Origin of the sequence: Peterkaempfera griseoplana (assembly GCF_001418575.1) — a bacterium.
Classification (GTDB): domain Bacteria; phylum Actinomycetota; class Actinomycetes; order Streptomycetales; family Streptomycetaceae; genus Peterkaempfera; species Peterkaempfera griseoplana.
In genome coordinates this window covers 1-21,269 of record NZ_LIQR01000084.1, presented here as the reverse complement: position 1 = coordinate 21,269, position 21,269 = coordinate 1, and the positions used below count along the sequence as shown (strand labels likewise).

General features: G+C 73.1%; 23 protein-coding genes. 15 read left to right on the top strand and 8 right to left on the bottom strand.

The window, feature by feature from the left end; genetic code table 11:
• The first annotated feature begins 6 nt into the window (after positions 1 to 6).
• Both AOK09_RS06670 and AOK09_RS06665 read left to right on the top strand, forming a co-directional pair.
• Positions 7 to 1,530: a DUF1996 domain-containing protein gene (locus AOK09_RS06670; RefSeq protein WP_055586181.1), complete on the top strand. Its 1,524-nt coding sequence runs from the start codon at positions 7 to 9 to the stop codon at positions 1,528 to 1,530.
• Positions 1,531 to 1,694: 164 nt separating this feature from the next.
• A complete protein-coding gene (locus AOK09_RS06665) occupies positions 1,695 to 3,530 on the top strand; it encodes a bifunctional metallophosphatase/5'-nucleotidase (protein WP_079062809.1) in 1,836 nt (611 codons plus the stop codon).
• A gap of 70 nt (positions 3,531 to 3,600) precedes the next feature.
• Here the strand turns inward: AOK09_RS06665 and AOK09_RS06660 are convergent, their stop codons facing one another.
• From AOK09_RS06660 to AOK09_RS06640, 5 genes are all read right to left on the bottom strand, one after another.
• Positions 3,601 to 5,067 carry a sensor histidine kinase gene (locus tag AOK09_RS06660; protein WP_055586180.1) on the bottom strand — a complete coding sequence of 489 codons (1,467 nt, stop codon included), beginning with the start codon at positions 5,065 to 5,067 and terminating at the stop codon, positions 3,601 to 3,603.
• Positions 5,068 to 5,072: 5 nt separating this feature from the next.
• Positions 5,073 to 5,837, bottom strand: a complete 765-nt coding sequence (locus AOK09_RS06655) for a response regulator transcription factor (RefSeq protein ID WP_055586179.1) — start codon at positions 5,835 to 5,837, stop codon at positions 5,073 to 5,075.
• Between the two features lie 135 nt (positions 5,838 to 5,972).
• Positions 5,973 to 7,064, bottom strand: coding sequence for a S1C family serine protease (locus AOK09_RS06650; RefSeq protein WP_055586178.1), 1,092 nt, complete (start codon positions 7,062 to 7,064; stop codon positions 5,973 to 5,975).
• A 210-nt stretch (positions 7,065 to 7,274) separates the two neighbouring features.
• Positions 7,275 to 8,303 carry a LacI family DNA-binding transcriptional regulator gene (locus AOK09_RS06645; RefSeq protein WP_055586177.1) on the bottom strand — a complete coding sequence of 343 codons (1,029 nt, stop codon included), beginning with the start codon at positions 8,301 to 8,303 and terminating at the stop codon, positions 7,275 to 7,277.
• Between the two features lie 102 nt (positions 8,304 to 8,405).
• The gene (locus AOK09_RS06640; protein WP_055586176.1) at positions 8,406 to 9,158 is read right to left on the bottom strand and encodes a response regulator transcription factor; all 753 of its coding nucleotides are present in this window, start codon (positions 9,156 to 9,158) and stop codon (positions 8,406 to 8,408) included.
• Positions 9,159 to 9,646: 488 nt separating this feature from the next.
• On the opposite strand from AOK09_RS06640, the gene AOK09_RS06635 reads away from it, so the two are divergent.
• From AOK09_RS06635 to AOK09_RS06610, 7 genes are all read left to right on the top strand, one after another.
• Entirely contained in the window at positions 9,647 to 10,480 is an 834-nt protein-coding gene (locus AOK09_RS06635) for an alpha/beta hydrolase (protein ID WP_079062808.1), read from the top strand.
• Positions 10,481 to 10,559: 79 nt separating this feature from the next.
• Positions 10,560 to 10,850 carry a MoaD/ThiS family protein gene (locus tag AOK09_RS06630; protein ID WP_175609266.1) on the top strand — a complete coding sequence of 97 codons (291 nt, stop codon included), beginning with the start codon at positions 10,560 to 10,562 and terminating at the stop codon, positions 10,848 to 10,850.
• A 107-nt stretch (positions 10,851 to 10,957) separates the two neighbouring features.
• A complete protein-coding gene (locus tag AOK09_RS06625) occupies positions 10,958 to 11,671 on the top strand; it encodes an LmeA family phospholipid-binding protein (protein ID WP_055586175.1) in 714 nt (237 codons plus the stop codon).
• A 242-nt stretch (positions 11,672 to 11,913) separates the two neighbouring features.
• The gene (locus AOK09_RS43585) at positions 11,914 to 11,994 is read left to right on the top strand and encodes an Ms5788A family Cys-rich leader peptide (protein WP_377274234.1); all 81 of its coding nucleotides are present in this window, start codon (positions 11,914 to 11,916) and stop codon (positions 11,992 to 11,994) included.
• Between the two features lie 220 nt (positions 11,995 to 12,214).
• Positions 12,215 to 13,054: a sulfurtransferase gene (locus tag AOK09_RS06620; RefSeq protein ID WP_055586174.1), complete on the top strand. Its 840-nt coding sequence runs from the start codon at positions 12,215 to 12,217 to the stop codon at positions 13,052 to 13,054.
• A gap of 39 nt (positions 13,055 to 13,093) precedes the next feature.
• Positions 13,094 to 13,384 carry a DUF1416 domain-containing protein gene (locus AOK09_RS06615; protein ID WP_055586173.1) on the top strand — a complete coding sequence of 97 codons (291 nt, stop codon included), beginning with the start codon at positions 13,094 to 13,096 and terminating at the stop codon, positions 13,382 to 13,384.
• Between the two features lie 87 nt (positions 13,385 to 13,471).
• Positions 13,472 to 13,672 (top strand): DUF3099 domain-containing protein, encoded by a 201-nt coding sequence (locus tag AOK09_RS06610; protein ID WP_055586172.1) that lies wholly within the window; start codon positions 13,472 to 13,474, stop codon positions 13,670 to 13,672.
• Positions 13,673 to 13,684: 12 nt separating this feature from the next.
• Here the strand turns inward: AOK09_RS06610 and AOK09_RS06605 are convergent, their stop codons facing one another.
• Positions 13,685 to 14,047, bottom strand: coding sequence for a DsrE family protein (locus tag AOK09_RS06605; protein WP_055586171.1), 363 nt, complete (start codon positions 14,045 to 14,047; stop codon positions 13,685 to 13,687).
• Positions 14,048 to 14,361: 314 nt separating this feature from the next.
• On the opposite strand from AOK09_RS06605, the gene AOK09_RS06600 reads away from it, so the two are divergent.
• From AOK09_RS06600 to ygfZ, 3 genes are all read left to right on the top strand, one after another.
• On the top strand, positions 14,362 to 14,946 hold the full coding sequence (locus AOK09_RS06600; RefSeq protein WP_055586170.1) for an FABP family protein: 585 nt from the start codon (positions 14,362 to 14,364) through the stop codon (positions 14,944 to 14,946).
• An 82-nt stretch (positions 14,947 to 15,028) separates the two neighbouring features.
• Positions 15,029 to 15,550 (top strand): Fur family transcriptional regulator, encoded by a 522-nt coding sequence (locus AOK09_RS06595; RefSeq protein WP_055586169.1) that lies wholly within the window; start codon positions 15,029 to 15,031, stop codon positions 15,548 to 15,550.
• 55 nt (positions 15,551 to 15,605) lie between these two features.
• Positions 15,606 to 16,571, top strand: coding sequence for a CAF17-like 4Fe-4S cluster assembly/insertion protein YgfZ (ygfZ, locus tag AOK09_RS06590; RefSeq protein ID WP_055586168.1), 966 nt, complete (start codon positions 15,606 to 15,608; stop codon positions 16,569 to 16,571).
• Between the two features lie 50 nt (positions 16,572 to 16,621).
• On the opposite strand, the gene AOK09_RS06585 is transcribed toward ygfZ, so the two are convergent.
• Both AOK09_RS06585 and dtd read right to left on the bottom strand, forming a co-directional pair.
• On the bottom strand, positions 16,622 to 17,314 hold the full coding sequence (locus AOK09_RS06585) for an SIMPL domain-containing protein (protein WP_055586167.1): 693 nt from the start codon (positions 17,312 to 17,314) through the stop codon (positions 16,622 to 16,624).
• Positions 17,315 to 17,362: 48 nt separating this feature from the next.
• On the bottom strand, positions 17,363 to 17,788 hold the full coding sequence (gene dtd, locus AOK09_RS06580) for a D-aminoacyl-tRNA deacylase (protein WP_055586166.1): 426 nt from the start codon (positions 17,786 to 17,788) through the stop codon (positions 17,363 to 17,365).
• Between the two features lie 460 nt (positions 17,789 to 18,248).
• Here dtd and AOK09_RS06575 point away from each other — a divergent pair, with 460 nt between their 5' ends.
• The 3 genes from AOK09_RS06575 (at position 18,249) to AOK09_RS06565 (ending at position 21,107) form a co-directional block, all read left to right on the top strand.
• Positions 18,249 to 18,833, top strand: a complete 585-nt coding sequence (locus AOK09_RS06575) for an RsiG family protein (RefSeq protein WP_245687154.1) — start codon at positions 18,249 to 18,251, stop codon at positions 18,831 to 18,833.
• A gap of 204 nt (positions 18,834 to 19,037) precedes the next feature.
• Positions 19,038 to 20,309 (top strand): GNAT family N-acetyltransferase, encoded by a 1,272-nt coding sequence (locus AOK09_RS06570; protein WP_055586165.1) that lies wholly within the window; start codon positions 19,038 to 19,040, stop codon positions 20,307 to 20,309.
• Between the two features lie 93 nt (positions 20,310 to 20,402).
• On the top strand, positions 20,403 to 21,107 hold the full coding sequence (locus AOK09_RS06565) for an RNA polymerase sigma factor (RefSeq protein ID WP_107101257.1): 705 nt from the start codon (positions 20,403 to 20,405) through the stop codon (positions 21,105 to 21,107).
• Positions 21,108 to 21,269: the final 162 nt, after the last annotated feature.

Here is a 21,269-nt window from a genome sequence, read left to right as displayed (position 1 = left end):
AGCACCATGAGCCAACACCAGCGCGGAGAGCGCAGGGGCCGTGCGGTGGCCATCGGCGTGGCCGCCGCTCTGGCGCTGGGCGGCGGAGGCTATGCCGCCTTCACCGCGAGCGCCAGCGCGGACGACGACGTCGCGGCGGCGACCATCGCATGCCCGAGAGTGAACGAACTCCTCGGCAGCGTCCCGGGCCAGGCCAGGGCCGAGGTGGACCGGGACCTGGTGCAGGTGGACGCACTGACCCAGGACGCCAACGCCCGGCTGCGCGCGGCGCACGGCCAGGGCGGGCCCGACTTCGTGCAGAACGCGATCCTCGGGCCGCTGCGGGACCAGCGGGTGGCGCTGTTCGACCGGATCGGCATCGTGATGGAGCGGACCGGCGGGCAGCGTCCGCAGAACCTCGCCGGCATGGCGGCGTGCTCCCTGCAGAACGGAGGGGGCGGAGCCCAGGCGGGTGGCGGCCAGAGCAGCCCTCCCGGCGGCTGGCAGGCGGGCGGTGGCAACCAGCAGGGCGGCCAGAGCGGCAACCAGCAGGGCGGTCAGAGCGGCAATCCGCAGGGCGGCCAGGGCGGCCAGGGCGGCCAGAGCGGCACCGGCAGCGGCCAGCAGAACCCCGGCGGCCAGCAGAACCCCGGTGGCCCGCTGGGCGCCGACGGCTTCGCCAACGGGCTCTCCGCCGCGGACTTCGTCGCCATCGGCACCGTCCAGCCCAACGCCAACGACCCCCGCGTGGGCCGCAGCGGCACCTTCACCTCGCGCTGCGGGGTGAGCGACCACAACAACCCCGCCAACTTCATCGTCGCCCCCGGTGTCGAGAACGGCGCCCACCATGTGCACGACTACGTGGGCAACAGGACCAGCGACGGCTTCTCCACCAACGACAGCCTGGCCGCGGGTGGCACCACCTGCGCCAACCAGGGCGACAAGTCGGCGTACTACTGGCCGGTGCTGCGGATCACCCGGGCCGGCGACCAGGGCGACGCGGGCGAGCTCGGCGGGCAGGCGGACAACAACATCGGTACCAGGATCAAGGCGAGCAGCGTCCGGCTGGAGTTCCGGGGCAACGCCAGGTCCCGGGTCACCGCGATGCCGCAGTTCCTCCGGATCATCACCGGCGACGCCAAGGCGGCGGTCACCAACGGCCCGGCCAACGCCAGGGCCCAGTGGACCTGCTCCAACGCGCTCAACCGCCGGCTGACGGACAAGTACCCGCTGTGCGGCAGCGCCCGGACCGTACGCATCCTGGACTTCCCCAGCTGCTGGGACGGACGGAACACGGACAGCGCCAACCACCGCACCCATGTGGTCTTCCCGGCCGCCGACGGCACCTGCCAGAACGGCTTCAAGGCCATCCCCCAACTGCGGATGACGCTCAGTTACGCCATTCCGCAGGGCAGCAAATTCGCCCTGGACAGCTTCCCCGAGGAACTGCACAAGGCCATCACCGACCACGGGGACTTCGTCAATGTGATGTCACCGGCGCTGATGAACCAGGTCGTCCGCTGCATCAACAGCGGCCGCCGCTGCGGCTGAGGTCCGCCCGGTGACACCGGGCCGGCTCCTTCGGGGGCCGGCCCGGTCCCGGCGGTGTCACCTGAAACCGCCCCGTTACCCGTAAGGCCCTGACAGCTACGCGCGTTGACTCTAGGCTTCCCCCGCACGCGCAAGCCACGCTCCGTACGCTGAAGGGGATTTCCTTGCCCGAGACCATCAGAACCGGCACCCGCCGGCGCCGTCTGCTGCTGGCCGGCGCGGCCACGGCGGGCATCGTCGCCCTGGCGATCCCAGGGGCCGCGGCCTCCGCCGCAGAGCACGGGCACGGCCCGGCGCACCACCCCGCCAAGGTGCACGTCGAGAATCTGCAGCTGCTGGCGATCAACGACTTCCACGGCAACCTCGAACCCCCGTCGGGGTCGTCGGGCACCATCAAGGAGACGGACGCCACCGGAGCGGTGGTCTCCACCCCGGCCGGCGGCGCCGAGTACCTCGCCACCGCGCTGCGCGACGCCCGCAAGGGCCACCGTGACTCGCTCACCGTGGCGGCCGGCGACGTGGTGGGCGCCAGCCCGCTGCTGTCCGGGCTCTTCCACGACGAGCCGACCATCGAGGCGATGAACAAGATCGGCCTCGATGTCACCAGCGTGGGCAACCACGAGTTCGACGAGGGTTCGGCGGAGCTGCTGCGGCTGCAGAACGGCGGCTGCCACCCCACCGACGGCTGCTACGCCGACGGCCGGACGTTCAAGGGTGCCGACTTCCCGTACCTGGCGGCCAATGTCACCAGCGAGAAGACCGGCAAGCCGATCCTGGCCCCGTACTGGGTCAAGAACGTGCACGGCATCAAGGTCGGTTTCATCGGAGTGACCCTCAAGGGCACCCCGAACATCGTCACCGCGGCCGGGGTCAAGGGCCTGAAGTTCGGCGACGAGGTCGAGACGATCAACAAGTACACCGCCGAGCTGAAGAAGCAGGGCGTCAGGACCATCGTGGCGCTGGTCCACGAGGGCGGCTACCCGGCCGGCAACACCTATGACGCCAACTGCGACTCCCCGAGCGCCGGCGCCGGGATCTCCGGGCCGATCGTGGACATCGCCAAGAACATCGACCCGGCGGTGGACGCCATCGTCACCGGCCACACCCACAACTCGTACAACTGCACCATCCCGGACCCGGCCGGGCAGCCCCGCCGGGTGACCAGCGCCGCCTCCTTCGGCCGGCTCTACACCGAGATCGACCTGCCGATCGACCGTGCCACCGGCGATGTGATCCGCAGCTCGGTGACGTCCGCCAACCACGTGGTCCGCCGGACCGTCCCCAAGGCCGGCGACATCACCGACCTGATCGCCTACTACCAGAAGATCGCCGCGCCGATCGCCGGCCGCACCGTCGGCTATGTCTCCGCGGACATCAACGGCCGGGGCAGCACCGACCCGGAGACGCCGCTGGGCGAGCTGATCGCGGACGCCCAGCTGGAGGGCCTGGCCCCGGCGGACAAGGGCGGGGCGCAGATCGCCTTCATGAACCCGGGCGGAATCCGGGCGGACCTGGTGTACCAGGCGTCCGGCGGTGAGGGCGACGGTGTGGTGACCTACGCCGAGGCGTTCACCGTGCAGCCGTTCACCAACATGATGAACGTGATCGACCTGACCGGCGCCCAGATCGTCACCGCGCTGCAGCAGCAGGTCAGCGGAGCCAACGAGGCGGCACCCAAGATCCTCCAGGTGTCCAAGGGCCTCACCTACACCCTGGACCTCACCAAGTCGGGCGCCGACCGGGTGGTGGCCGACACGATCAAGCTCAACGGTGAGCCGATCGACCCCGCCAGGACCTACCGCGTGGCGATGAACGAGTTCCTCGCGGGCGGCGGCGACGGCTTCGCGGCCTTCGCCGGTGGCACCAACAAGCTGGTGGGCGCCTCCGACCTGGATGTGTTCACCGCCTATCTGACGGCCCACTCCACTGCGGCGGCCCCGCTGGCCCCGCCGGCCGAGGACCGCGTCACCGTCGTCGGCACCGCCGGGGCCCAGGACTGACCCCGCCGGCAGCGACCCGGGGGAGGCCCGCAGCACCCGGTGCTGCGGGCCTCCCCCTGCGCGGCGCAGCTCAGGACGAGCCGCTCAGCGGTGCCGCCGCAGGCGGCGGGGTCGGCGAGCCCGGCAGGCGGAGCATCGCCAGGGCGCCGGGGCCCCCGTCGGGATCCGCCCCCAGGGTCACCTCGCCGCCGCAGTCGCGGACGGTCTGCGCCACGATCGACAGACCCAGCCCCGAGCCCGGCAGCTGCCGTGAGGACGGCGACCGCCAGAAGCGGTCGAAGACATAGGGCAGCTCGTCCGGGGCGATGCCCGGTCCGCGGTCGCGGACGGTCAGCCGGCCGCCGGCGAGGAAGACGTCGACGGTGCCGCCGGGTGGGCTGTACTTCACCGCGTTGTCCAGCAGATTGATCACCGCCCGCTCCAGGGCGTGCGCACTGCCCCGCACGTACCAGGGCTTCAGGCGTACGTCGAAGTGCAGACCGGGACCGCGCAGCCGGCCCCGGTCCACCGCGCGGGCGGCGATGTCGTGCAGGGCCACCACCGTGGTCTCCTGCCCGGCGCGGCCGCCGGCGGGCCGGGACAGCTCCAGCAGGTCGCCGATCAGCGTGGACAGCTCGCCCATCTGCGCCTGCATGTTGCCCAGCAGCCGGGTCCGGGTGTCCGCGGGCAGCGCCCGGCCGGTGGAGTCGCTGCGGACCAGCAGGTCGACGTTGGTGCGCAGCGAGGTGAGCGGGGTGCGCAGCTCGTGTCCGGCGTCGGCGATCAGCCGGGTCTGCCGGTCGCGGGAGTTGGCGAGGGCGGTGCTCATGGCGTTGAAGGACTCGCTGAGCCGGGCGATCTCGTCCTCGCCCTCGACCGGGATGGTGGTGCCCACCTCCTCGGTGCGTGCGATGTGCTCCACCACGTCGGTGAGCCGGTCCACCGGCTTGAGGGAGGCGCGGGCGACCAGCAGGCCCGCGCTGGAGGCCATGATCACACCGCAGGCCGCCACGATGGCGAGGCGTACGGCGAGCGAGTTGAGCTGGTCGTCCACCAGCGAGGCGGGGGTGGCGACCGCGAGGGCGACACCGGGACCGACGTTGCGGGTGTAGACCCGGGCCTCCGTGCCGTCGCTCAGGGTGCCGTCGCGGGTCACCTCGCTGCCGGCCTGGGCGGCGACCGCAAGATCTGCGGCCGTGGGGTTCACGGACGGGCGTCCGTCGCTGGAGTCGCGGGTGGAGACGCAGCTCTGCCCGGCAGCGGTGATCACGGTCAGCGTGCTGTCCGACCGCACCCCCGGCGGACCGCCGCGCGGGTTGATGCAGAACTGCTGGACCGCCTCGGCCGGGGACATCTGGTGATTCGGCGGCAGGCTGATGGTCTCCTGCAGCCGGTCGTCGCGCTGTGTCGACAGCTGTCCGCGGACCAGCAGCCAGCAGGAGAAGGCGGAGACCGCCACCGCCACCGCGACCGCCAGGGCGGTCAGCAGGGCCAGCCGGCGGCGCATCGGGATGCGGCGGAACCACCCGGTGGTGGCACGGGGGACGCGCTGGGACATCACGTTCAGGCGGCTCTGGCTGCGGGGCGGAGGGCGTAACCGACCCCGCGGACGGTCTGGATCAGCCGGGGCCTGCCGCCGGCCTCCGTCTTGCGGCGCAGGTACATCACGTACACGTCCAGCGAGTTGGAGGACGGCTCGAAGTCGAAGCCCCACACCGCCTTGAGGATCTGTTCCCGGGTGAGGACCTGCCGGGGGTGCGACAGGAACATCTCCAGCAGCATGAACTCGGTGCGCGTCAGCTCCACCGGCCGCCCGTCGCGGCTGACGTCGCGGGTGGCGGTGTTCATCCGCAGGCCCTCGAAGGAGAGCAGTTCGTCGTCCTCCGCCTCCTCCAGCCGGGCCGCCTCGGCGGCGAGTGCGGAGCGGCGCAGCAGCGCCCGCACCCGGGCGAACAGCTCGTCCAGCTCGAAGGGCTTGGCGAGGTAGTCGTCGGCGCCCACGTCCAGGCCGGTGACCCGGTCGCCGACGGCGTCCCGCGCGGTGAGCATCAGCACCGGCACGGTGTCGCCGCGCGACCGCATCCGGCGGACGGCGGTGAGGCCGTCCATCCGCGGCATCATGATGTCCAGCAGCACCAGCTCGGGCTGCTCCCGCTGGACGGCGTCCAGGGCCTCCAGGCCGTCGGTGGCGGTGCAGACCTCATAACCCTCGAAGGCCAGGCTGCTCTCCAGGGCGTCGCGCAGGGCGGGCTCGTCGTCGACCACCAGGATGCGGGCGGTGGAGCCGGTCGCATCGGGCTGGGAGCGTTCGGCGGCGGGGGGAGTCATGGGGGCTGCCTCTTCGGGTGCGTGAGGTCGGGGCTGGAGCTGGAAGTGACATGTTCTGCGCATCGGCCGCTGCGGCCATTGTCCGCCCGGGCGGGTGAGGCCGCGGTAAAGGGCGGAGGCGCCGCGGTGCCCGGCTCAGGCCGACAGGGTCTGGCCGGCCTGGAGCTGCGGCAGAACCTGGCGCACCGCGTTGATCGGGATGGCGAAGCCCAGTCCGATGGAGCCGGACTGGCCACCGGCGGAGCTGGATCCGGAGGAGGAGTACATCGCCGAGTTGATCCCGACGACCTGCCCGGACGCATTGATCAGCGGTCCGCCGGAGTTGCCGGGGTTGAGCGCGGCGTCGGTCTGCAGCGCCTTGTAGGTGGCCGTGGCGGACGACGAGCCGGACGGGCCGGAGGAGCCGTCGGCGCCGGGCAGCCGGGGGTAGCCGAAGCCGCCGTTGCCGCGCGTGGACTCCTCGTCGACCTGCACGGTGACCTTGCGGTTCTTGGCGCTGATGATGCCGGAGGTGACGGTGCCGGTGAGGCCCTCGGGCGAGCCGATGGCCACCACGGCGTCGCCGACCGCCACCGCGTCGGAGTCGCCCAGGGTGGCGGGGGTCAGGCCGCTGACCCCCGAGGCCTTGATCACGGCGACGTCCAGCGCCTTGTCGGTGCCGGTCAGGGTGGCGGTGGCGGTGGAGCCGTCGGAGAAGGTCACCGTGATGGCGGCCCCGCTGTCCACCGCGGTGGAGATCACGTGGTAGTTGGTGAGGATCTGGCCCGTGGAGGTGAGGATCACCCCGGTGCCGGTGGCGGAACCGCTGTCCGACCGCACCGAGATCTCCACCGTGCTGGGGGTGACCGCCTGGGCGATCGCCGCGACGGTGGGGGCGCCGGCGGAGGTCCTGTCGGCCACGGTGCGGGCCACGGTGGACGAGGCGACGGCGGAGCCGCCGTCGTGTCCGGAGGCGACCAGCGCGCCGGCTGCTCCGCCCGCGGTCGCGGCCAGTACCGCCGCGGCGGCGGCCAGCACCAGCCGCCCGCGCAGTCCGGACCTGCGGGCGCGGTGGCCGCGCGAGGGGGCGGGCTCCGGCTCGGGGGCGGTGGCGGCTGCGGTGGCGGCGCCGAAGTCCTCCCGGTAGACATGGTCGAAGGGGTGCCCGACGACGGTGCCCTCCAGCACCTGCGGCGGGGTGGTGGGGGCGTCTGCCGGGCTGTGCGGCTCGGGGTGCTGTTCGCTCATGTCACCCAAGGTCCGCCTGCTCGATGAGATTTCGATGAGAGCGGCCTCAGAAGGCCCCGAGAAGCCCGTCAGTTTCTCATAAGGCCTGGTCGGCCCGGTGTTTCCGCGGTTCGGCGACGCTGCACGTCCGGGGTGTGCGGAGCGGTGCTTCGCACCGGCGCGGCGCTGGGCGCGCCGGGGTGCCGCTCGCGGCCGCGGTGCGTACGGCCGTCAGCCGCAGCCGCAGGAGCGGCGCAGCACCAGGCGGTTGGGGAACTGGCGGACCCGCTCGGTCTCGGAGCCCGGGACCAGGAGGGAGTCGTCCAGGACCAGGTCCACCGCGGCGCGCGCCATGGCGTCCCGGTCGGAGGCGACGGTGGTCAGCGGCGGGTCGCAGAAGGCGGCCTCGGGGATGTCGTCGAAGCCGGCCACAGCCAGGTCCTGCGGTACCCGGAGCCCGGCCTCGCGGGCGGCCCTCAGCACGCCGATGGCCTGGTCGTCGGTGGAGCAGAAGACCGCCGGCGGCCGGTCGGGGGAGCGCAGCAGGTCGAGCGCGACCCGGTAGGCGCCGTAGCGGTCGAAGGGCGCCTCCACCAGGTGCTGCCCGGTGGGGACGCCATGGGCGTCCATGGCCCGCATCCAGCCCTCGATGTGGTCGACCACCGGGTCGCCGGGGGCCGGGGAGGCCACCGGTCCGCCGAAGCAGGCGACGTACGGGTGCCCGTGGACCTCCAGCAGGTGGCGTACGGCGGTCTCGGCACCGCCGACGTCGTCGGTGACCACCGCCACGTCGTCGATGGCCTCGGGCCGGCGGTGCAGCAGCACCACCCGGGCGCCCTCGATGGCGGCGAACTCCTCCGCGGCCCGCTCGGACGGGCCCTGGCTCACCAGGATCAGTCCGGAGACCCGCATGCCGAGGAAGGCGCGGACATAGTGGACCTCGCGGTCGTCGACGTAGTCGGAGTTGCCGATCAGCACCAGCTTGCCGCGCTCGGAGGCGACCCGCTCGACGGCGTGCGCCAGTTCGGCGAAGAACGGCTGGCGGGCGTCTGGCACCACCATGCCGATGAGGTTGGTGCGGCGGCTGGCCATCGCCTGGGCCACGCTGTTGGGCCGGTAGCCGAGCTGCTCGATGGCGGCCAGCACCCGCTCCTTGGTCGCGGGCGCGACGGGCCGCGGACCGTTGTTGATGACGTAGCTGACGACCGCGGTCGAGGTTCCTGCCAGCCTGGCCACATCGTCACGCGTCACCTTGGGCACAGGGGGATTCTACGCGGGTGGCAGGAGGAGGTGCCCGAGTGTCCGTTCCTTGGCCGCACCGACGGGGCGCCGGCCCCGGCGCCCCGTCGGTGCGGCAGGGCGTCAGGACCTGCTCACCGCGCTGGACTCGTCCGGCGCGGCGGCCTGGGCGGGACGGTCGGCCTGGGCACCGCTCTTGTCGCCCTTCTCGGGGATCACAAAGCGGTACCCGACGTTGCGCACGGTGCCGATCAGCTGCTCGTGCTCCGGGCCGAGCTTGGCGCGCAGCCGCCGCACATGGACGTCCACGGTGCGGGTGCCGCCGAAGTAGTCGTAGCCCCAGACCTCCTGCAGCAGCTGGGCGCGGGTGAAGACCCGGCCGGGGTGCTGCGCGAGGTACTTCAGCAGCTCGAACTCCTTGAAGGTGAGGTCCAGCACCCGGCCCTTGAGCTTGGCCGAGTAGGTGGCCTCGTCCACCGAGAGGTCGCCGTTGCGGATCTCCATGGGGCTGTCGTCGGAGACGACCTGCATCCGGCCCATGGCCAGCCGCAGCCGGGCCTCGACCTCGGCGGGCCCGGCGGTGTCCAGCAGGACGTCGTCGATGCCCCACTCGGCGGTGACCGCGGCCAGGCCGCCCTCGGTGACCACCAGGACCAGCGGACAGCCGGGGCCGGTGGAGCGGAGCAGCTGGCACAGACTGCGGATCTGCGGGAGGTCGCGCCGCCCGTCGATCAGGATCACGTCGGCGCCCGGGGTGTCGACAAGCGCCGCACCCTCGGCGGGCGCCACCCGCACGCTGTGCAGCAGCAGGCCGAGTGCGGGCAGCACCTCGGCGGACGGCTGGAGGGCGTTGGTCAGCAGCAGCAGTGAACTCATACCCGGTAGTCCCCTTTCCGGGTCGTCGCGGTGGCTTCCGGTCCGCTGCCGCCGCAGGCGGTGGACTGGGAGGTGAGGGCGCGCAAGGCGGCGGCCGGCGGTCGGGGGCGAGGCATGGCGGCGAGGACGAGAGGGCGTCGGGGGTCCCGTGACCCTCGGCCTTCCGTACCCGCTCTTCCCACGGTCAAGCCCTTCCGTTGCCGCGTCCCGGCCTGCCCGTGCGGGCGGCCGGGGCGCCCCGCGCGGGCGGCGGCCCGTCGCGGGATCGACTCGGTTCCCGTCCGCCGGGTGCACTCCGTCGTGCGGTGGCGGCCGGGTCCGTCCGGTCGGCCCGGCACGAGTGGGTGCCTGGCGGCTGGACGGCCGTGCTGGTGTCCTCGGAGCTCACTGTGCTCCAGCACGCTGTGCCCGGAGCACACCGTGCTCCAAACACAAAGGGACCCGGGGGCGACTCTGCCCGGATCCCTCACCTCAGGAGAATAGCCCACATGAGACCCACCGTTAAGGTCCGGAGCACGGGGTCAGGGCGTGCGCAGCCCTGGGACGCGCCTGCCGAGGCGCTGTTGACCGCCGCCGACGCCACCCGTGTGCACGCCGTCTACCACCCCGGTGAGGCGGCCTCCGGCACCGCCGTGGTGATCGCGCACGGATTCACCGGAGCGGTGGAGCGCCCGGCGGTGCGACGCGCCGCCCGGGTGTTCTCGCGCCACGGGGCGGTGGTCGTGCTCTCGTTCCGCGGGCACGGCCGTTCGGGTGGCCGCTCCACGGTCGGCGACCGCGAGGTGCTGGATCTGGAGGCGGCCGTCTCCTGGGCCCGGTCGCTGGGGCACCGCAGGATTGCCACGGTGGGTTTCTCCATGGGCGGCGCGGTGGTCGTACGGCATGCGGCGCTGCACGGCGGGGTGGCGGCCGTGGCGGCGGTGAGCGCCCCGGCGCGCTGGTACTACCAGGGCACGGTGCCGATGCGGCGGGTGCACCGGCTGGTGATGCATCCGCTGGGCAGGGCGGTCGCCCGGCACGGCCTGCGGACCCGTATCGACCCGCGGGACTGGGTGCAGGTGCCGATGCCGCCGGTGGAGGCGGCGGGACGGCTGGGGGCCACCCCGCTGCTGGTGGTGCACGGCGACCGGGACCCGTACTTCCCGCTGGACCACCCGCTGTCGCTGCACCGCTCGGCCCGGGAGGCGGGAACGGAGTCCGAGCTCTGGATCGAGCCCGGCTTCGGCCATGCGGAGAATGCCGCCGGGGAGGAACTGCTGGACCGGATCGGGGCGAGGCTGACCCGCTGGACGACGGGGTACGGCCGCCCCGCCGAAGGGTGACCGCCGGAGCCCGGGTGTGCCGGGCCGGGGGCGGAGGGGGTGATGATGGACGCCGACGGTACGACCAGGAGGAGGGGCCATGGCGGTGGCCGGCGGGGCCGAAGGGACCGTGAGCAGCGGCACGATCCGCTACTGGGCGGCGGCGAAGGCCGAGGCCGGTGTCGCCGAGGAGCCCTATCGGGCGGCGACCCTGGCCGAGGCGCTGGAGCAGGCACGGGCCCGGCATGCCGACCGGCCGCGGTTCTCCCGGGTGCTGGGGCACTGCTCCTTCCTGGTGGACGGGGATCCGGTGGGCGGGCGCGACCATGCGTCTGTGCTGCTGGCGGAGGGTGGCACGGTGGAGGTGCTGCCGCCGTTCGCCGGCGGCTGAGAGCCGGGGCGGGCGCGCTCGTAGGGCATGATGGGCCGCTCGGCGGAACCGCTCCTCCCGGCGGGGCGTCTGATGCCGACGACGGAACCAGCCTCCGAGGGAGTCCCATGCGCGCCTGGCACAAACTGACGATCGCGCTCGTGATCCTGGCCGGCCTCTTCGTCGCGGCCGACCGGATCGCCGTCGGGGTGGCGGACGACAAGGTGGCGGAGAAGATCCAGTCCGAGAAGGGGCTGAACACCCGGCCCAAGGTCAGCATCGAGGGCTTTCCGTTCCTCACCCAGGTGGCGGCCAAGAAGCTGGACGACGTCAGGCTCTCCGCCGACGGCCTGCAGATCAGCGGCGGCGGGAAGACGGCGACGCTGCAGACCTTCTCCGCGCGGATCAGCGGGGTCCGGGTGAACAGCAGCTTCTCCTCCGCGACCGCGGACAGCGCGGACGGCACGGCGCTCATCTCGTACGCCGACATCACCTCGCTGATCGGCAACAAGGACGCGGCCATCTCCTACGGCGGCAACGGCAAGATCAAGATCTCCGGGAAGGTGGACACCCCGCTGGGCCAGGTGGACGGCAGTGCCACCGCCCGGCTGGCGGTTCAGGGCGGTGACACCGTCACGGTGGGGGACGTCTCGGTGAGTGCGCTGGGCAGCGGCATCGACCTGGGTTCCATCCCCGGCCTGGACACGGCGTTCAGCTCGCTCTTCGCCACCTCGCAGAAGCTCAGCGGGCTGCCGGTCGGCCTCAGCGTGAAGTCGGTCGACCCGCAGCCGAACGGTGTCGCCATCGGCTTCACCGGGCACAACCTCGATCTGGCGGGCTGACCACGCGCGTCGCCTGTCCCCTGTCGCGTGGCCCGGCCGTTCCGCTCCGCGAGACGCCGTGTCCAGTACGGCGGGCGCAGCGGCGCTGGTCCGGGGCGGTGGCGGCCGCCGGGCGCCCCGGACCGTCCCGTGCGGTGCCCGAGGCGGCGCTGAGACCCGGAAATCTCAATATCCGGATAAGAATGTCTCACCATTTGATCTGGCGATGACATGCGGCGGTGCCAGTCCCTAGCATCGTCGGCATGAAGCGACAGGCGGATCTCACCAAGCGGCGGGCGGTCGACCTGTGCCGCGTGTCCGCCTGCCTGTGTCGAATGTCCTGACTGGACGGCACTTCCCGGACTCTCCGACATGCCGTCCGAGCCGGTGACCGGGCCTGACCCGGTGTGCCGAGCCCCGAACTCGTCAGGCATGCCGCACCATCGAACGCAACCTCTGCTCAGATCGCACCCGTCCCGGGATCCGGACACGTCGCCGGACACCGCAGCGACGGGAGCGGCCCGCGCGCCCACCTTCCGCAACTGCCCCGGAGGAGAACACACCATGAGTCGCAGCGACGTCCTGGTCGACGCAGACTGGGTCCAGGCCCACCTGGACGACCCCAAGGTCGTCATCGTGGAGGTCGACGAGGACACCTCTGCGTACGACAAGAACCACATCCGCAACGCCGTCCGGATCGACTGGAGGAAGGACCTCCAGGACCCGGTCCGCCGTGACTTCGTGGACCAGGAGGGCTTCGAGAAGCTGCTGTCCGCCAAGGGCATCGGCAACGACGACACCGTCGTCCTCTACGGCGGCAACAACAACTGGTTCGCGTCCTACGCCTACTGGTACTTCAAGCTCTACGGCCACGAGTCCGTGAAGCTCCTCGACGGCGGCCGCAAGAAGTGGGAGCTGGACTCCCGCGACCTGGTGGCCGAGGTGCCCGAGCGCGCCGCCACCCAGTACAAGGCCAAGGCCCAGGACACCTCCATCCGTGCCTTCCGCGACGACGTGGTCGCCGCCATCGGCAACCTCAACCTGGTGGACGTCCGCTCGCCCGACGAGTTCTCCGGCAAGCTGCTGGCCCCCGCCCACCTGCCGCAGGAGCAGTCGCAGCGTCCGGGCCACGTCCCGAGCGCGCGCAACATCCCCTGGTCCAAGAACGCCAACGACGACGGCACCTTCAAGTCGGACGAGGAGCTCACCCGGCTCTACACCGACGAGAACGTGGACCTGGCCAAGGACACCATCGCGTACTGCCGGATCGGCGAGCGCTCCGCGCTCACCTGGTTCGTGCTGCACGAGCTGCTCGGCCAGTCCAACGTCAAGAACTACGACGGCTCCTGGACCGAGTACGGCAGCCTGGTCGGCGTGCCGATCGAGCTCGGCGCCGGCAAGTAATCCCCAACCGACCGTTCCACCCCGAGGAGAACCAGCGCTATGTGCGGTGCGAAGGCCGGCGGCCCCGATCTGGCAGGAGTTGACGTGGCGAGCGAGACCATCATCCAGGGTTCGGTGACCCGCGACGGCGAGCCGGTCAACGGCTATGTGCGTCTGCTCGACGAGGGCGGCGAGTTCACCGCCGAGGTTCCCACCTCGGCGACCGGGCAGTTCCGCTTCTTCGCGGCGCCCGGCACCTGGACGCTGCGCGCCCTTGTCCCCGGCGCGACCGTGGACCGCAAGGTCGTCGCCCAGCAGGGCGCCTTCACCGAGGTCGCCATCGCCGTCTGACCGTCCGGACGGCGCCACCCGGAGCCCGGCCGCGGAGATCCTCCCGCGGCCGGGCTCCGGCGTGCCCGGCGGACGTACCGTGGAGCCATGCAGTCACGCCGGCGGCATGCCTACTTCGCCCTCATGGGCAGCTGTGTGGGGCTCTTCGTGCTGGCCTGGAGCGTGGTGCGGCTCTGGTCGGTCCCGGCCGCGATAGCCATGTGCGTGGTGGCCATGGTCATCCCGCCGTGCGCGGCGATCGTCGCCAACCGGCGCGGTCCCGACGACCGCTGGTGGGACGAGAAGTAGCGGCCCGGCCGGTCAGTACACCAGGGCCTGCACGTCGTCGGCCACGGCCTCGGTGACGAAGATCTGCGCACCGGCGATCCGCACCCCGTCGATCACGTCCGCCTGGGTGATCTCCCGCCGGGCGGCGCACTGGCTGCAGAGCGTCACCGAACCGCCGGCCAGCACCGACTCCAGCAGATCCGGCAGCGGCGCCGCGTGCGGCAGCTCGAACTCCGCCGCCCGTCCGGGCAGCGCGAACCACGCCGACTCCCCGGTCAGCCAGAGCGACACCTCCACCCCGCTGGCGACGGCCACCGCCGCCACCGTGAACGCCTGGGAGCAGCGCTCGGGTGCGTCCGCGCCCGCGGTGACCTTGATGACCAGCCTCTTCGCCACTGCCTGCTCCTCGTGTCGTACGGCGACCGGCGTCAGCCTACGTGGTGGGCCTCACGGTGACGGTGGACGCCCGGCCACTAGACTGCGTCCTGCAGCCATCAGCTCACCCGTCCGAGCAATGAGGAGCACAGAGGTGCTTGAGACCGCCTACACCGTCCTGCTTGCCGTGGTGGCCGTGGCCATCGTCTGGTTCGCGGTCTTCGCCGTTCTGAAGCTGTACCAGGGCCAGCGCTGACATCGGGGTACGGTGGAGGGTGGCCCGCAGGGCCCCCTCAGACCCCCGTACCCGCGATCACCGAGGCGTCACCCAGACCATGATCGAGATTCCTTCCGACCTCCACAAGGACGTCGTCCCGCTGGCCTTCCTCCTCGGTACCTGGGAGGGCGCCGGGGTCTTCGACTTCCCCGGCAGCGAGAAGTGCAACTTCGGCCAGGAAGTGATCTTCCGCCACGACGGCCGGGCCTTCCTGGAGTACCGCTCCCGCAGCTGGGTCCTGGACCACGAGGGCAACAAGGTCCGCCCGCTGGAGAACGAGTTCGGCTTCTGGCGCATCACCAGCAACGCCGGGGGTGCCGGCGGGACCCGCGGCATCGAGGCCTCCATGGTCCGGGACGAGGGCGTCGTCGAGATCTGGTACGGCGAGATGGCCGACGGCCGGCCGCAGATCGACATCGCCACCGACGCCGTCGCGCGCACCGCCTCCGCCGCCCCCTACAGCGGCGGCAAGCGGCTCTACGGACTGGTCAACGGCGAGCTGATGTGGGTCGGCGAGAAGGCCGCCCCCGAGGTGCCGCTGCGCCCCTACATGTCCGCCCAGCTCAAGAAGGTCCTCAACCCGGCCAAGCTGATCGAGGACATCGCGGACCTCCCCGACGACGGCATCGCATTCTTCCGCTGACGCGTTCGAGCCTCCGGTCCCTAGACTGGCCGCACCTAGACTGGGGACCGGCGGGACGCCCGAGCGCGAGGGATTGAGAGCCGTGGCAAGGACCAGCACCGAGACCAGCTCCACCGACTGGAAGACCGAGCTGCGCACCCGCGGTTACCGGCTCACCCCGCAGCGCCAGCTCGTCCTGGAGGCCGTGGACGCCCTGGACCACGCCACCCCCGACGACATCCTCACCAAGGTCCGGCACACCGCCAGCGGCGTCAACATCTCCACCGTCTACCGCACCCTGGAGCTGCTGGAGGAGCTGGGTCTGGTCTCCCACACGCACCTCGGCCACGGCGCGCCCACGTACCACCTCGCCGACCGGCACCACCACATGCACCTGGTCTGCCGGGACTGCGGCAGGATCGCCGAGACCGACACCTCCGTGGCCGCCCCGCTGGTGGACCGGCTGCGCGCGGAGTACGGCTTCGACACCGACATGAAGCACTTCGCGATCTTCGGCCGCTGCGCCGACTGCACGGCCTCGTCCGGCTCGTCCGGCTCCGCGCCCTCGTCCGGCACCGGGGCCGCGCCCGGCTCCGCGCCCTCCGGGCCGGCCGGGCACGGCTGACCCCCGGTCCGGGGCGGCGGACCGCGGCAATCGCCGAAGGCCTAGGCTGGGGGACATGAGGAGCCCGCTGCTGTCCCTGCCCGGTGCCGTCCCCGCCGAGGGGGCCGATGAGGGCGTCGCCGCCCACTACGGCGACATCTTCCGTGAGCAGCGCAGGCTCGCCGCAGGCGAGGGCTTCGTCGACCTCTCCCACCGGGGCGTGGTCACCGTCACCGGCGAGGACCGGCTGAGCTGGCTGCACCTGCTGCTCACCCAGCACGTCAGCGAACTGCCGCCGCAGCAGGCCACCGAGGCGCTGATCCTCTCCCCGCACGGCCATGTGGAGCACGCCCTCTACCTGGTCGACGACGGCGTCACCACCTGGGCCCATGTGGAGCCCGGCACCCAGCAGGCGCTGATCGCCTATCTGGAGTCCATGAAGTTCTTCTACCGGGTGGAGATCGCCGACGCGACCGCCGACTACGCCGTGGTCCACCTCCCGGCGGGCTCCGTCGCCGACGCCTCCGGCGCCGCGGCGGTCCGCGAGACCCCGTACGGCAGGGACCTCTTCGTGCCCCGCGCCGAACTGGAGAAGCAGGCGGCGGGCTGGGGCGAACCGGCGGGCAGCTGGGCCTACGAGGCGCTGCGCATCGAGGGCCACCGGCCACGGCTGGGCTTCGAGACCGACCACCGCACCATCCCGCACGAGGTGGACTGGCTGAGCACCGCCGTGCATCTGCAGAAGGGCTGCTACCGGGGACAGGAGACCGTCGCCAGGGTGCACAATCTGGGCCGTCCGCCGCGCCGGCTCGTGCTGCTCCACCTGGACGGGACCGAGGAGGTACTGCCCCCGCACGGCGCCGAGGTGCGGATCGCCGCCGAGGGCCAGGACGGCCGCCCGGTCGGCTTCGTCACCTCCTCGGCCCGCCACTTCGAGCTGGGCCCGGTGGCGCTCGCCCTGGTCAAGCGCAATGTCCCGGTGGACGCGGTGCTGCTGGCCGGGCCGGTGCCGGCCGGCCAGGAGGTCGTCGTCCCGCAGTAGCGGCCGCCCGCCCCCCTCGGGGGGAGACCCCAAGGCAGAGCAGGGTGGGCTCAGAGGCCGGTGGGCGGGCTCATCGTCCAGCGGGCCTCCACCGTGGCCCGTACCCGCTGCTTCACCGGCTCCAGCTCCAGCTGGGGCAGCGGCGAGGCGCCTCCGGGTGCCGCGGCGGCCCGTAGGGCACCCGGCGGCGGACCGTCGTAGCCGCCGCCCACCCGGCCGCCGCCGCCGGAGCCGAGGCCCTGGTCGGCCAGCTCCACCAGCCCGGTGAGGGTGGCACCCAGGGCGGCGGCGTACTGCCGGGCCCGCTCCAGGGAGGCGTGGACCGCCTGTTCGCGGGCCTCCCGATGGACGGGACTGTCGCTGCGCAGCCCCCACGAGGGGCCGGCCACCACTGTCATCTCCTGGTCGGCGACGCTCAGCAGCAGTTCCCCCAGCACGCTGAAGTCGACCACGGTGACCCGGAGTTCGGCACTGCCCAGGTAGCCGGCGACACGCTCCCCAGCCCGCCTGGAGTCCTGGTACTCGGGCTGCACCCAGAGCGAGCCGGTGTCCGCCCGTTCCACCGCCGCCCCGAAGGAGGCCACCCGGTGGCGCACCGCGTCCAGCCGTTCGGTGAGCCGGGCCAGGGTGCGGCCGCGGTCGCGGTCGCGTGCGGAGACGGTGACCAGCAGCCGGGCCAGCTCGGGGTCGACCTCCAGCTCGGCCTCGCCGCGCACGGCCACGGTCGGCGGTGGGGATGTCATGGGCGTCCTCTCTCCAGGGGCTCCGGGCCGGGTGGCCGCCCGGCGGTCTCACATCTCCAGCAGCACCGTGAAGGGTCCGTCGTTGACGAGGGAGACCTTCATCTCGGCACCGAACCTGCCGGTGGCCACCGTGGCGCCCAGCCCGCGCAGCTGCGCCACAACCTCGTCCACCAGCGGCTCGGCGACCGGCCCCGGGGCGGCGGCGTTCCAGGTCGGGCGACGGCCCTTGCGGGCGTCCCCGTAGAGGGTGAACTGGCTGACCACCAGCAGCGGGGCGGAGAGGTCGGAGCAGGACTTCTCGCCCTCCAGGATGCGCAGTGACCAGAGTTTGCGGGCCAGTTGGGCGGCCTGCGCCGGGGTGTCCTCATGGGTCACCCCCACCAGGACGCACAGGCCCGGCCCCAGGATGGAGCCCACCGTCTCACCGGCCACGGTCACACTCGCCTCGGTCACCCGCTGCACCACTGCTCGCATGGACCCATTGTGGCGGCAGTGCGAGGGCGGCCGGCACCGCGGGAGGGTGGGGGCGTCATCCCGGGCCCGCCCGCCTCCGGGGGGCGCGCGGTGGGACCGTCCGGTGCCCGGAGTTCGGGGGCAGCCGCCGAGCAGGGCGCGGACCGGCGTGGAAGAGGGCGCGTGGGCCACGTTCACGCCCGTGCCGCGATCGGACGCGCCCGGTGGGCAGCCGTCCGCGCAGGGCAGTGCGCTGGTCGTATTAGCCAGGGGTATTCGCCAGGGCTCCGATCGGGTGGACCGGCAGTGCATCGGGCGTGTCCCGGATGCCACCATGCGGGCAGCGGCCGTAAGCCCGTACCGAGCACCGTTCCCCCGGACGGGTGCCGACCGCTCCGGCGGGGAACCGCAGGGCCCCGGACCGGCGTGACCCGGGGCGGGGGACAGAGCCGGGGACCGACCGAAGGACAGCAGGTGGCTGATGGATGAGCACAACGGGTCGGACGGTGCCTCCGGCCCCTCCCCGCGCGAGGTGCCGCCGGCGGTCCCGCCCGGCGTGCGGGCGCCCTCCGGCCTGGGACTCGACGAACTGCGGGCGCTGCGCCGCTCCGCCCAGGAGGACGAGGCCGACCTCTCCTACCTCCGCCGCCTGCTCCAGGGCCGGATCGACATCATCCGCGCCGAGCTGGCCCGCCGCTCCGGCGGCGCACAGCAGCCGGCCCCGGCGGAGAACCTCCTGGACCGCCTGCCGCAGATCCTCGCCGACGGCCCGGCCCGCTTCCGCAGCGCCCGCCATGTCACCCTCGGCACCCCACGCGGCGAGCGGTACGGCGACGAGGCCGACCGGCTGATGGGCGATGTGCAGCTCGCCGACCTCGCCGCCAACGGCGACGCGGCGCTCGCCGCCGCCCTGGAGCGGCTCTCCGCCCATGAACGGGAGGTCTCCCGCCGCCGGCAGTCCCTCCAGGGCACCGTGGACCGCTGCAGTGCGGAGATCACTCGCCGCTACCGCGAGGGCGAGGCCAGGATCGAGGATCTGCTGGCCGGCGACGGCCACCGCTGGTAGCGGCGGTCCCGCCCCCGGCGCGGACCCGGCAGCTGCCGGGTCGCGGAGGCGGTGGCGGCCCGCGCCGGGCCGGGGACGTCATCGGCGGCGGCCGCCGGCGCGACACGGGCGCGCGGGGTACGGCCCGGGCGTCCCGGTGGCGGACCGGCGCGAGGCGCGGAAAAGCGGGTGACCTGCCCTACCGGCCGGTCGTACGGTGCCCCCATGGCCAAGCAGACCAGCGAACCGGACGGCCGGCGCGACATCGACATACGTGAGATCACCGAGGCTGAGCTGCCCGCCTGGGGCCAGGCGCTCGACATCGGCTTCATGCGGCCCGGCGACCCCGGCACGCTGGAGGTCCGGCGGGCCTTCTTCGAGCCCGCCCGTTCCATCGGCGCCTTCGACGGGGACCGCTGCGTCGGCACCTTCCGCAGCTTCGCCACCGAACTGACGATGCCCGGCGGCGGCGTGCTCACCGCCGACGCGATCAGCAACGTCACGGTGACCGCCACCCACCGGCGGCGCGGACTGCTCAGCCGGATGATGGAGCACGACCTGGCCGCCGCCGCGGCGCGCGGCGACGCGGTGGCGATCCTGGTCGCCGCCGAGTACAACATCTACGGCCGGTTCGGCTTCGGCCCGGCCACCCGCTGCGGCGGCCTGGAGATCGACCTGACGCGGGCCGGCGGTCTGCGGCCGGTACCGGGTCAGGACGCCGGCCGGATCGACCTCGCCTCCATGGCAGAGGTCCGCAAGCTGGCCCCCGGCCTCTTCGACCGCTACCGCCGCACCCAGCCCGGAGCGATCGAGCGCCGGGAGGTCAACTGGCGCATCCGCACAGGTGAGCTGCGCGGACCGCACAGCGACTGGACGGAACCCTTCGCCGCCGTCCACCGGGACGCCGACGGCCAGGTGACCGGCATGCTGACGTACGCCGTGGACAGCACCTGGGACGGCAAGCGCCCCGACTGCACCCTGACCGTCCGCGACCACTTCGCCCTGGACCGGGCGACCGCCGCGGCCCTGTGGCGGTACGCCTTCTCCGTCGACTGGGTGCGCCGGCTGGTGGTGCGGAACATCGCCCCCGACGACCCGCTGCCGCTGCTGCTCAACGACCCGCGCGCGGCCCGGGCCACCGCGGACAGCGACGACTTCATGTGGCTGCGGGTGCTGGACCCGGTGGCCGCCTTCGGCTCCAGGACCTACGGAGCGCCCGGCCGGATCGTCTTCGAGGTGGCGGACCCCGCCGGGTACGCCGAGGGCCGCTGGGCCCTGGAGACCGCCGCCGACGGCAGCGGCATCTGCACCCGCACCGCCGACCCCGCGGACCTCGCCCTGGGCGTCGGCGCCCTGGGCTCGCTGCTCCTGGGCGGCGAGACCGTGCCCCGGCTGGCCGCCGCCGGACTGGTCGCGGAGCTGGTGCCCGCCGCCGCCGCACGGGCCGACCTCACGCTGCGGACCCCGTTCCGCCCCTGGTGCCCCGACATGTTCTGACCGGCCGGGCCGCCGCAGGCCCCGGTCCCCGCCGCCCGGTTCCGACCACCGCACCGCCGCCCCCGGCCCACCGAGGGGCGGCGGTGCCGCATGATGGCCCGCGTGCAGAGACGTGAGAAGTACGACGGGGGCGGCCGTGCGGCCCCTGCCGCGGAGGCCGGCCGGGCCGTACCGCGCCGGCCCGGCCCCGCCGATCTCTCCGCCGCGGTGCGGGCCGCCGCCGACGGGGACGAGGAGGCCTTCCGCAGCCTCTACCGGGCCGTCCAGCCCGGTCTGCTGCGCTATCTGCGGGCGCTCGTCGGCGACGACGCCGAGGACGTGGCCTCCGAGACCTGGCTGCAGGTCGCCCGGGACCTGCGGGCGTTCCAGGGGGACTCCGACGGCTTCCGCGGCTGGGTCGCCACCATCGGCCGCCACCGCGCCATGGACCATCTGCGCCGGCTCAGCCGGGCCCCGCGCACCGGGGCGCCCGTCGAGTACCTGGCCGAGCTGCCCGCCCCCGACGACCCCGCGGGCTCCGCGCTCTCCACGGTGGCCACGGAGTCCGCACTCGCCCTCATCAGGACGCTCCCCCGGGACCAGGCCGAGGCGGTGCTGCTGCGCGTCGTCATGGACCTGGACGCCGCCGCCGCGGCCCGGATCCTCGGCAAGCGGCCGGGCGCCGTCCGGATGGCCGCGCACCGGGGCCTGCGCCGGCTCGCCGAGCTGCTGGAGCGCTCCGGGTCCCTGCCCCCGGAGGGCGATTCGGACCGGGGTGTGACACGGACGAGCCCGTCGACGCTGAAGGACATGAGATGAGGACCAACCGATTCCGAGGGATCGACCGGGAGACCGCCGAGCGGCTGCTCGACGGGCGCCCGGCCGGCGCCGACGTCGGTCACGCCCCCCTCGCCGAGCTGCTGGCCTCGGCCGCCGCCCCGCCGGCCGCCGAGGAGGAGCAGCCGGGTGAGCGGGCGGCGC

What these genes read in the sequence shown, in the direction of transcription:
- AOK09_RS06670 (WP_055586181.1), top strand. Translation starts at nt 7, where the DNA reads ATGAGCCAACACCAGCGCGGAGAGCGCAGGGGCCGTGCGGTGGCCATC.
- AOK09_RS06650 (WP_055586178.1), bottom strand. Translation starts at nt 7,064, where the DNA reads ATGAGCGAACAGCACCCCGAGCCGCACAGCCCGGCAGACGCCCCCACC.
- dtd (WP_055586166.1), bottom strand. Translation starts at nt 17,788, where the DNA reads ATGCGAGCAGTGGTGCAGCGGGTGACCGAGGCGAGTGTGACCGTGGCC.
- ygfZ (WP_055586168.1), top strand. Translation starts at nt 15,606, where the DNA reads ATGAGGAGCCCGCTGCTGTCCCTGCCCGGTGCCGTCCCCGCCGAGGGG.
- AOK09_RS06585 (WP_055586167.1), bottom strand. Translation starts at nt 17,314, where the DNA reads ATGACATCCCCACCGCCGACCGTGGCCGTGCGCGGCGAGGCCGAGCTG.
- AOK09_RS06625 (WP_055586175.1), top strand. Translation starts at nt 10,958, where the DNA reads ATGCGCGCCTGGCACAAACTGACGATCGCGCTCGTGATCCTGGCCGGC.
- AOK09_RS06630 (WP_175609266.1), top strand. Translation starts at nt 10,560, where the DNA reads ATGGCGGTGGCCGGCGGGGCCGAAGGGACCGTGAGCAGCGGCACGATC.
- AOK09_RS06635 (WP_079062808.1), top strand. Translation starts at nt 9,647, where the DNA reads ATGAGACCCACCGTTAAGGTCCGGAGCACGGGGTCAGGGCGTGCGCAG.
- AOK09_RS06660 (WP_055586180.1), bottom strand. Translation starts at nt 5,067, where the DNA reads ATGTCCCAGCGCGTCCCCCGTGCCACCACCGGGTGGTTCCGCCGCATC.
- AOK09_RS43585 (WP_377274234.1), top strand. Translation starts at nt 11,914, where the DNA reads ATGAAGCGACAGGCGGATCTCACCAAGCGGCGGGCGGTCGACCTGTGC.
- AOK09_RS06655 (WP_055586179.1), bottom strand. Translation starts at nt 5,837, where the DNA reads ATGACTCCCCCCGCCGCCGAACGCTCCCAGCCCGATGCGACCGGCTCC.
- AOK09_RS06600 (WP_055586170.1), top strand. Translation starts at nt 14,362, where the DNA reads ATGATCGAGATTCCTTCCGACCTCCACAAGGACGTCGTCCCGCTGGCC.
- AOK09_RS06640 (WP_055586176.1), bottom strand. Translation starts at nt 9,158, where the DNA reads ATGAGTTCACTGCTGCTGCTGACCAACGCCCTCCAGCCGTCCGCCGAG.
- AOK09_RS06620 (WP_055586174.1), top strand. Translation starts at nt 12,215, where the DNA reads ATGAGTCGCAGCGACGTCCTGGTCGACGCAGACTGGGTCCAGGCCCAC.
- AOK09_RS06610 (WP_055586172.1), top strand. Translation starts at nt 13,472, where the DNA reads ATGCAGTCACGCCGGCGGCATGCCTACTTCGCCCTCATGGGCAGCTGT.
- AOK09_RS06570 (WP_055586165.1), top strand. Translation starts at nt 19,038, where the DNA reads ATGGCCAAGCAGACCAGCGAACCGGACGGCCGGCGCGACATCGACATA.
- AOK09_RS06575 (WP_245687154.1), top strand. Translation starts at nt 18,249, where the DNA reads ATGGATGAGCACAACGGGTCGGACGGTGCCTCCGGCCCCTCCCCGCGC.
- AOK09_RS06565 (WP_107101257.1), top strand. Translation starts at nt 20,403, where the DNA reads ATGGCCCGCGTGCAGAGACGTGAGAAGTACGACGGGGGCGGCCGTGCG.
- AOK09_RS06615 (WP_055586173.1), top strand. Translation starts at nt 13,094, where the DNA reads ATGTGCGGTGCGAAGGCCGGCGGCCCCGATCTGGCAGGAGTTGACGTG.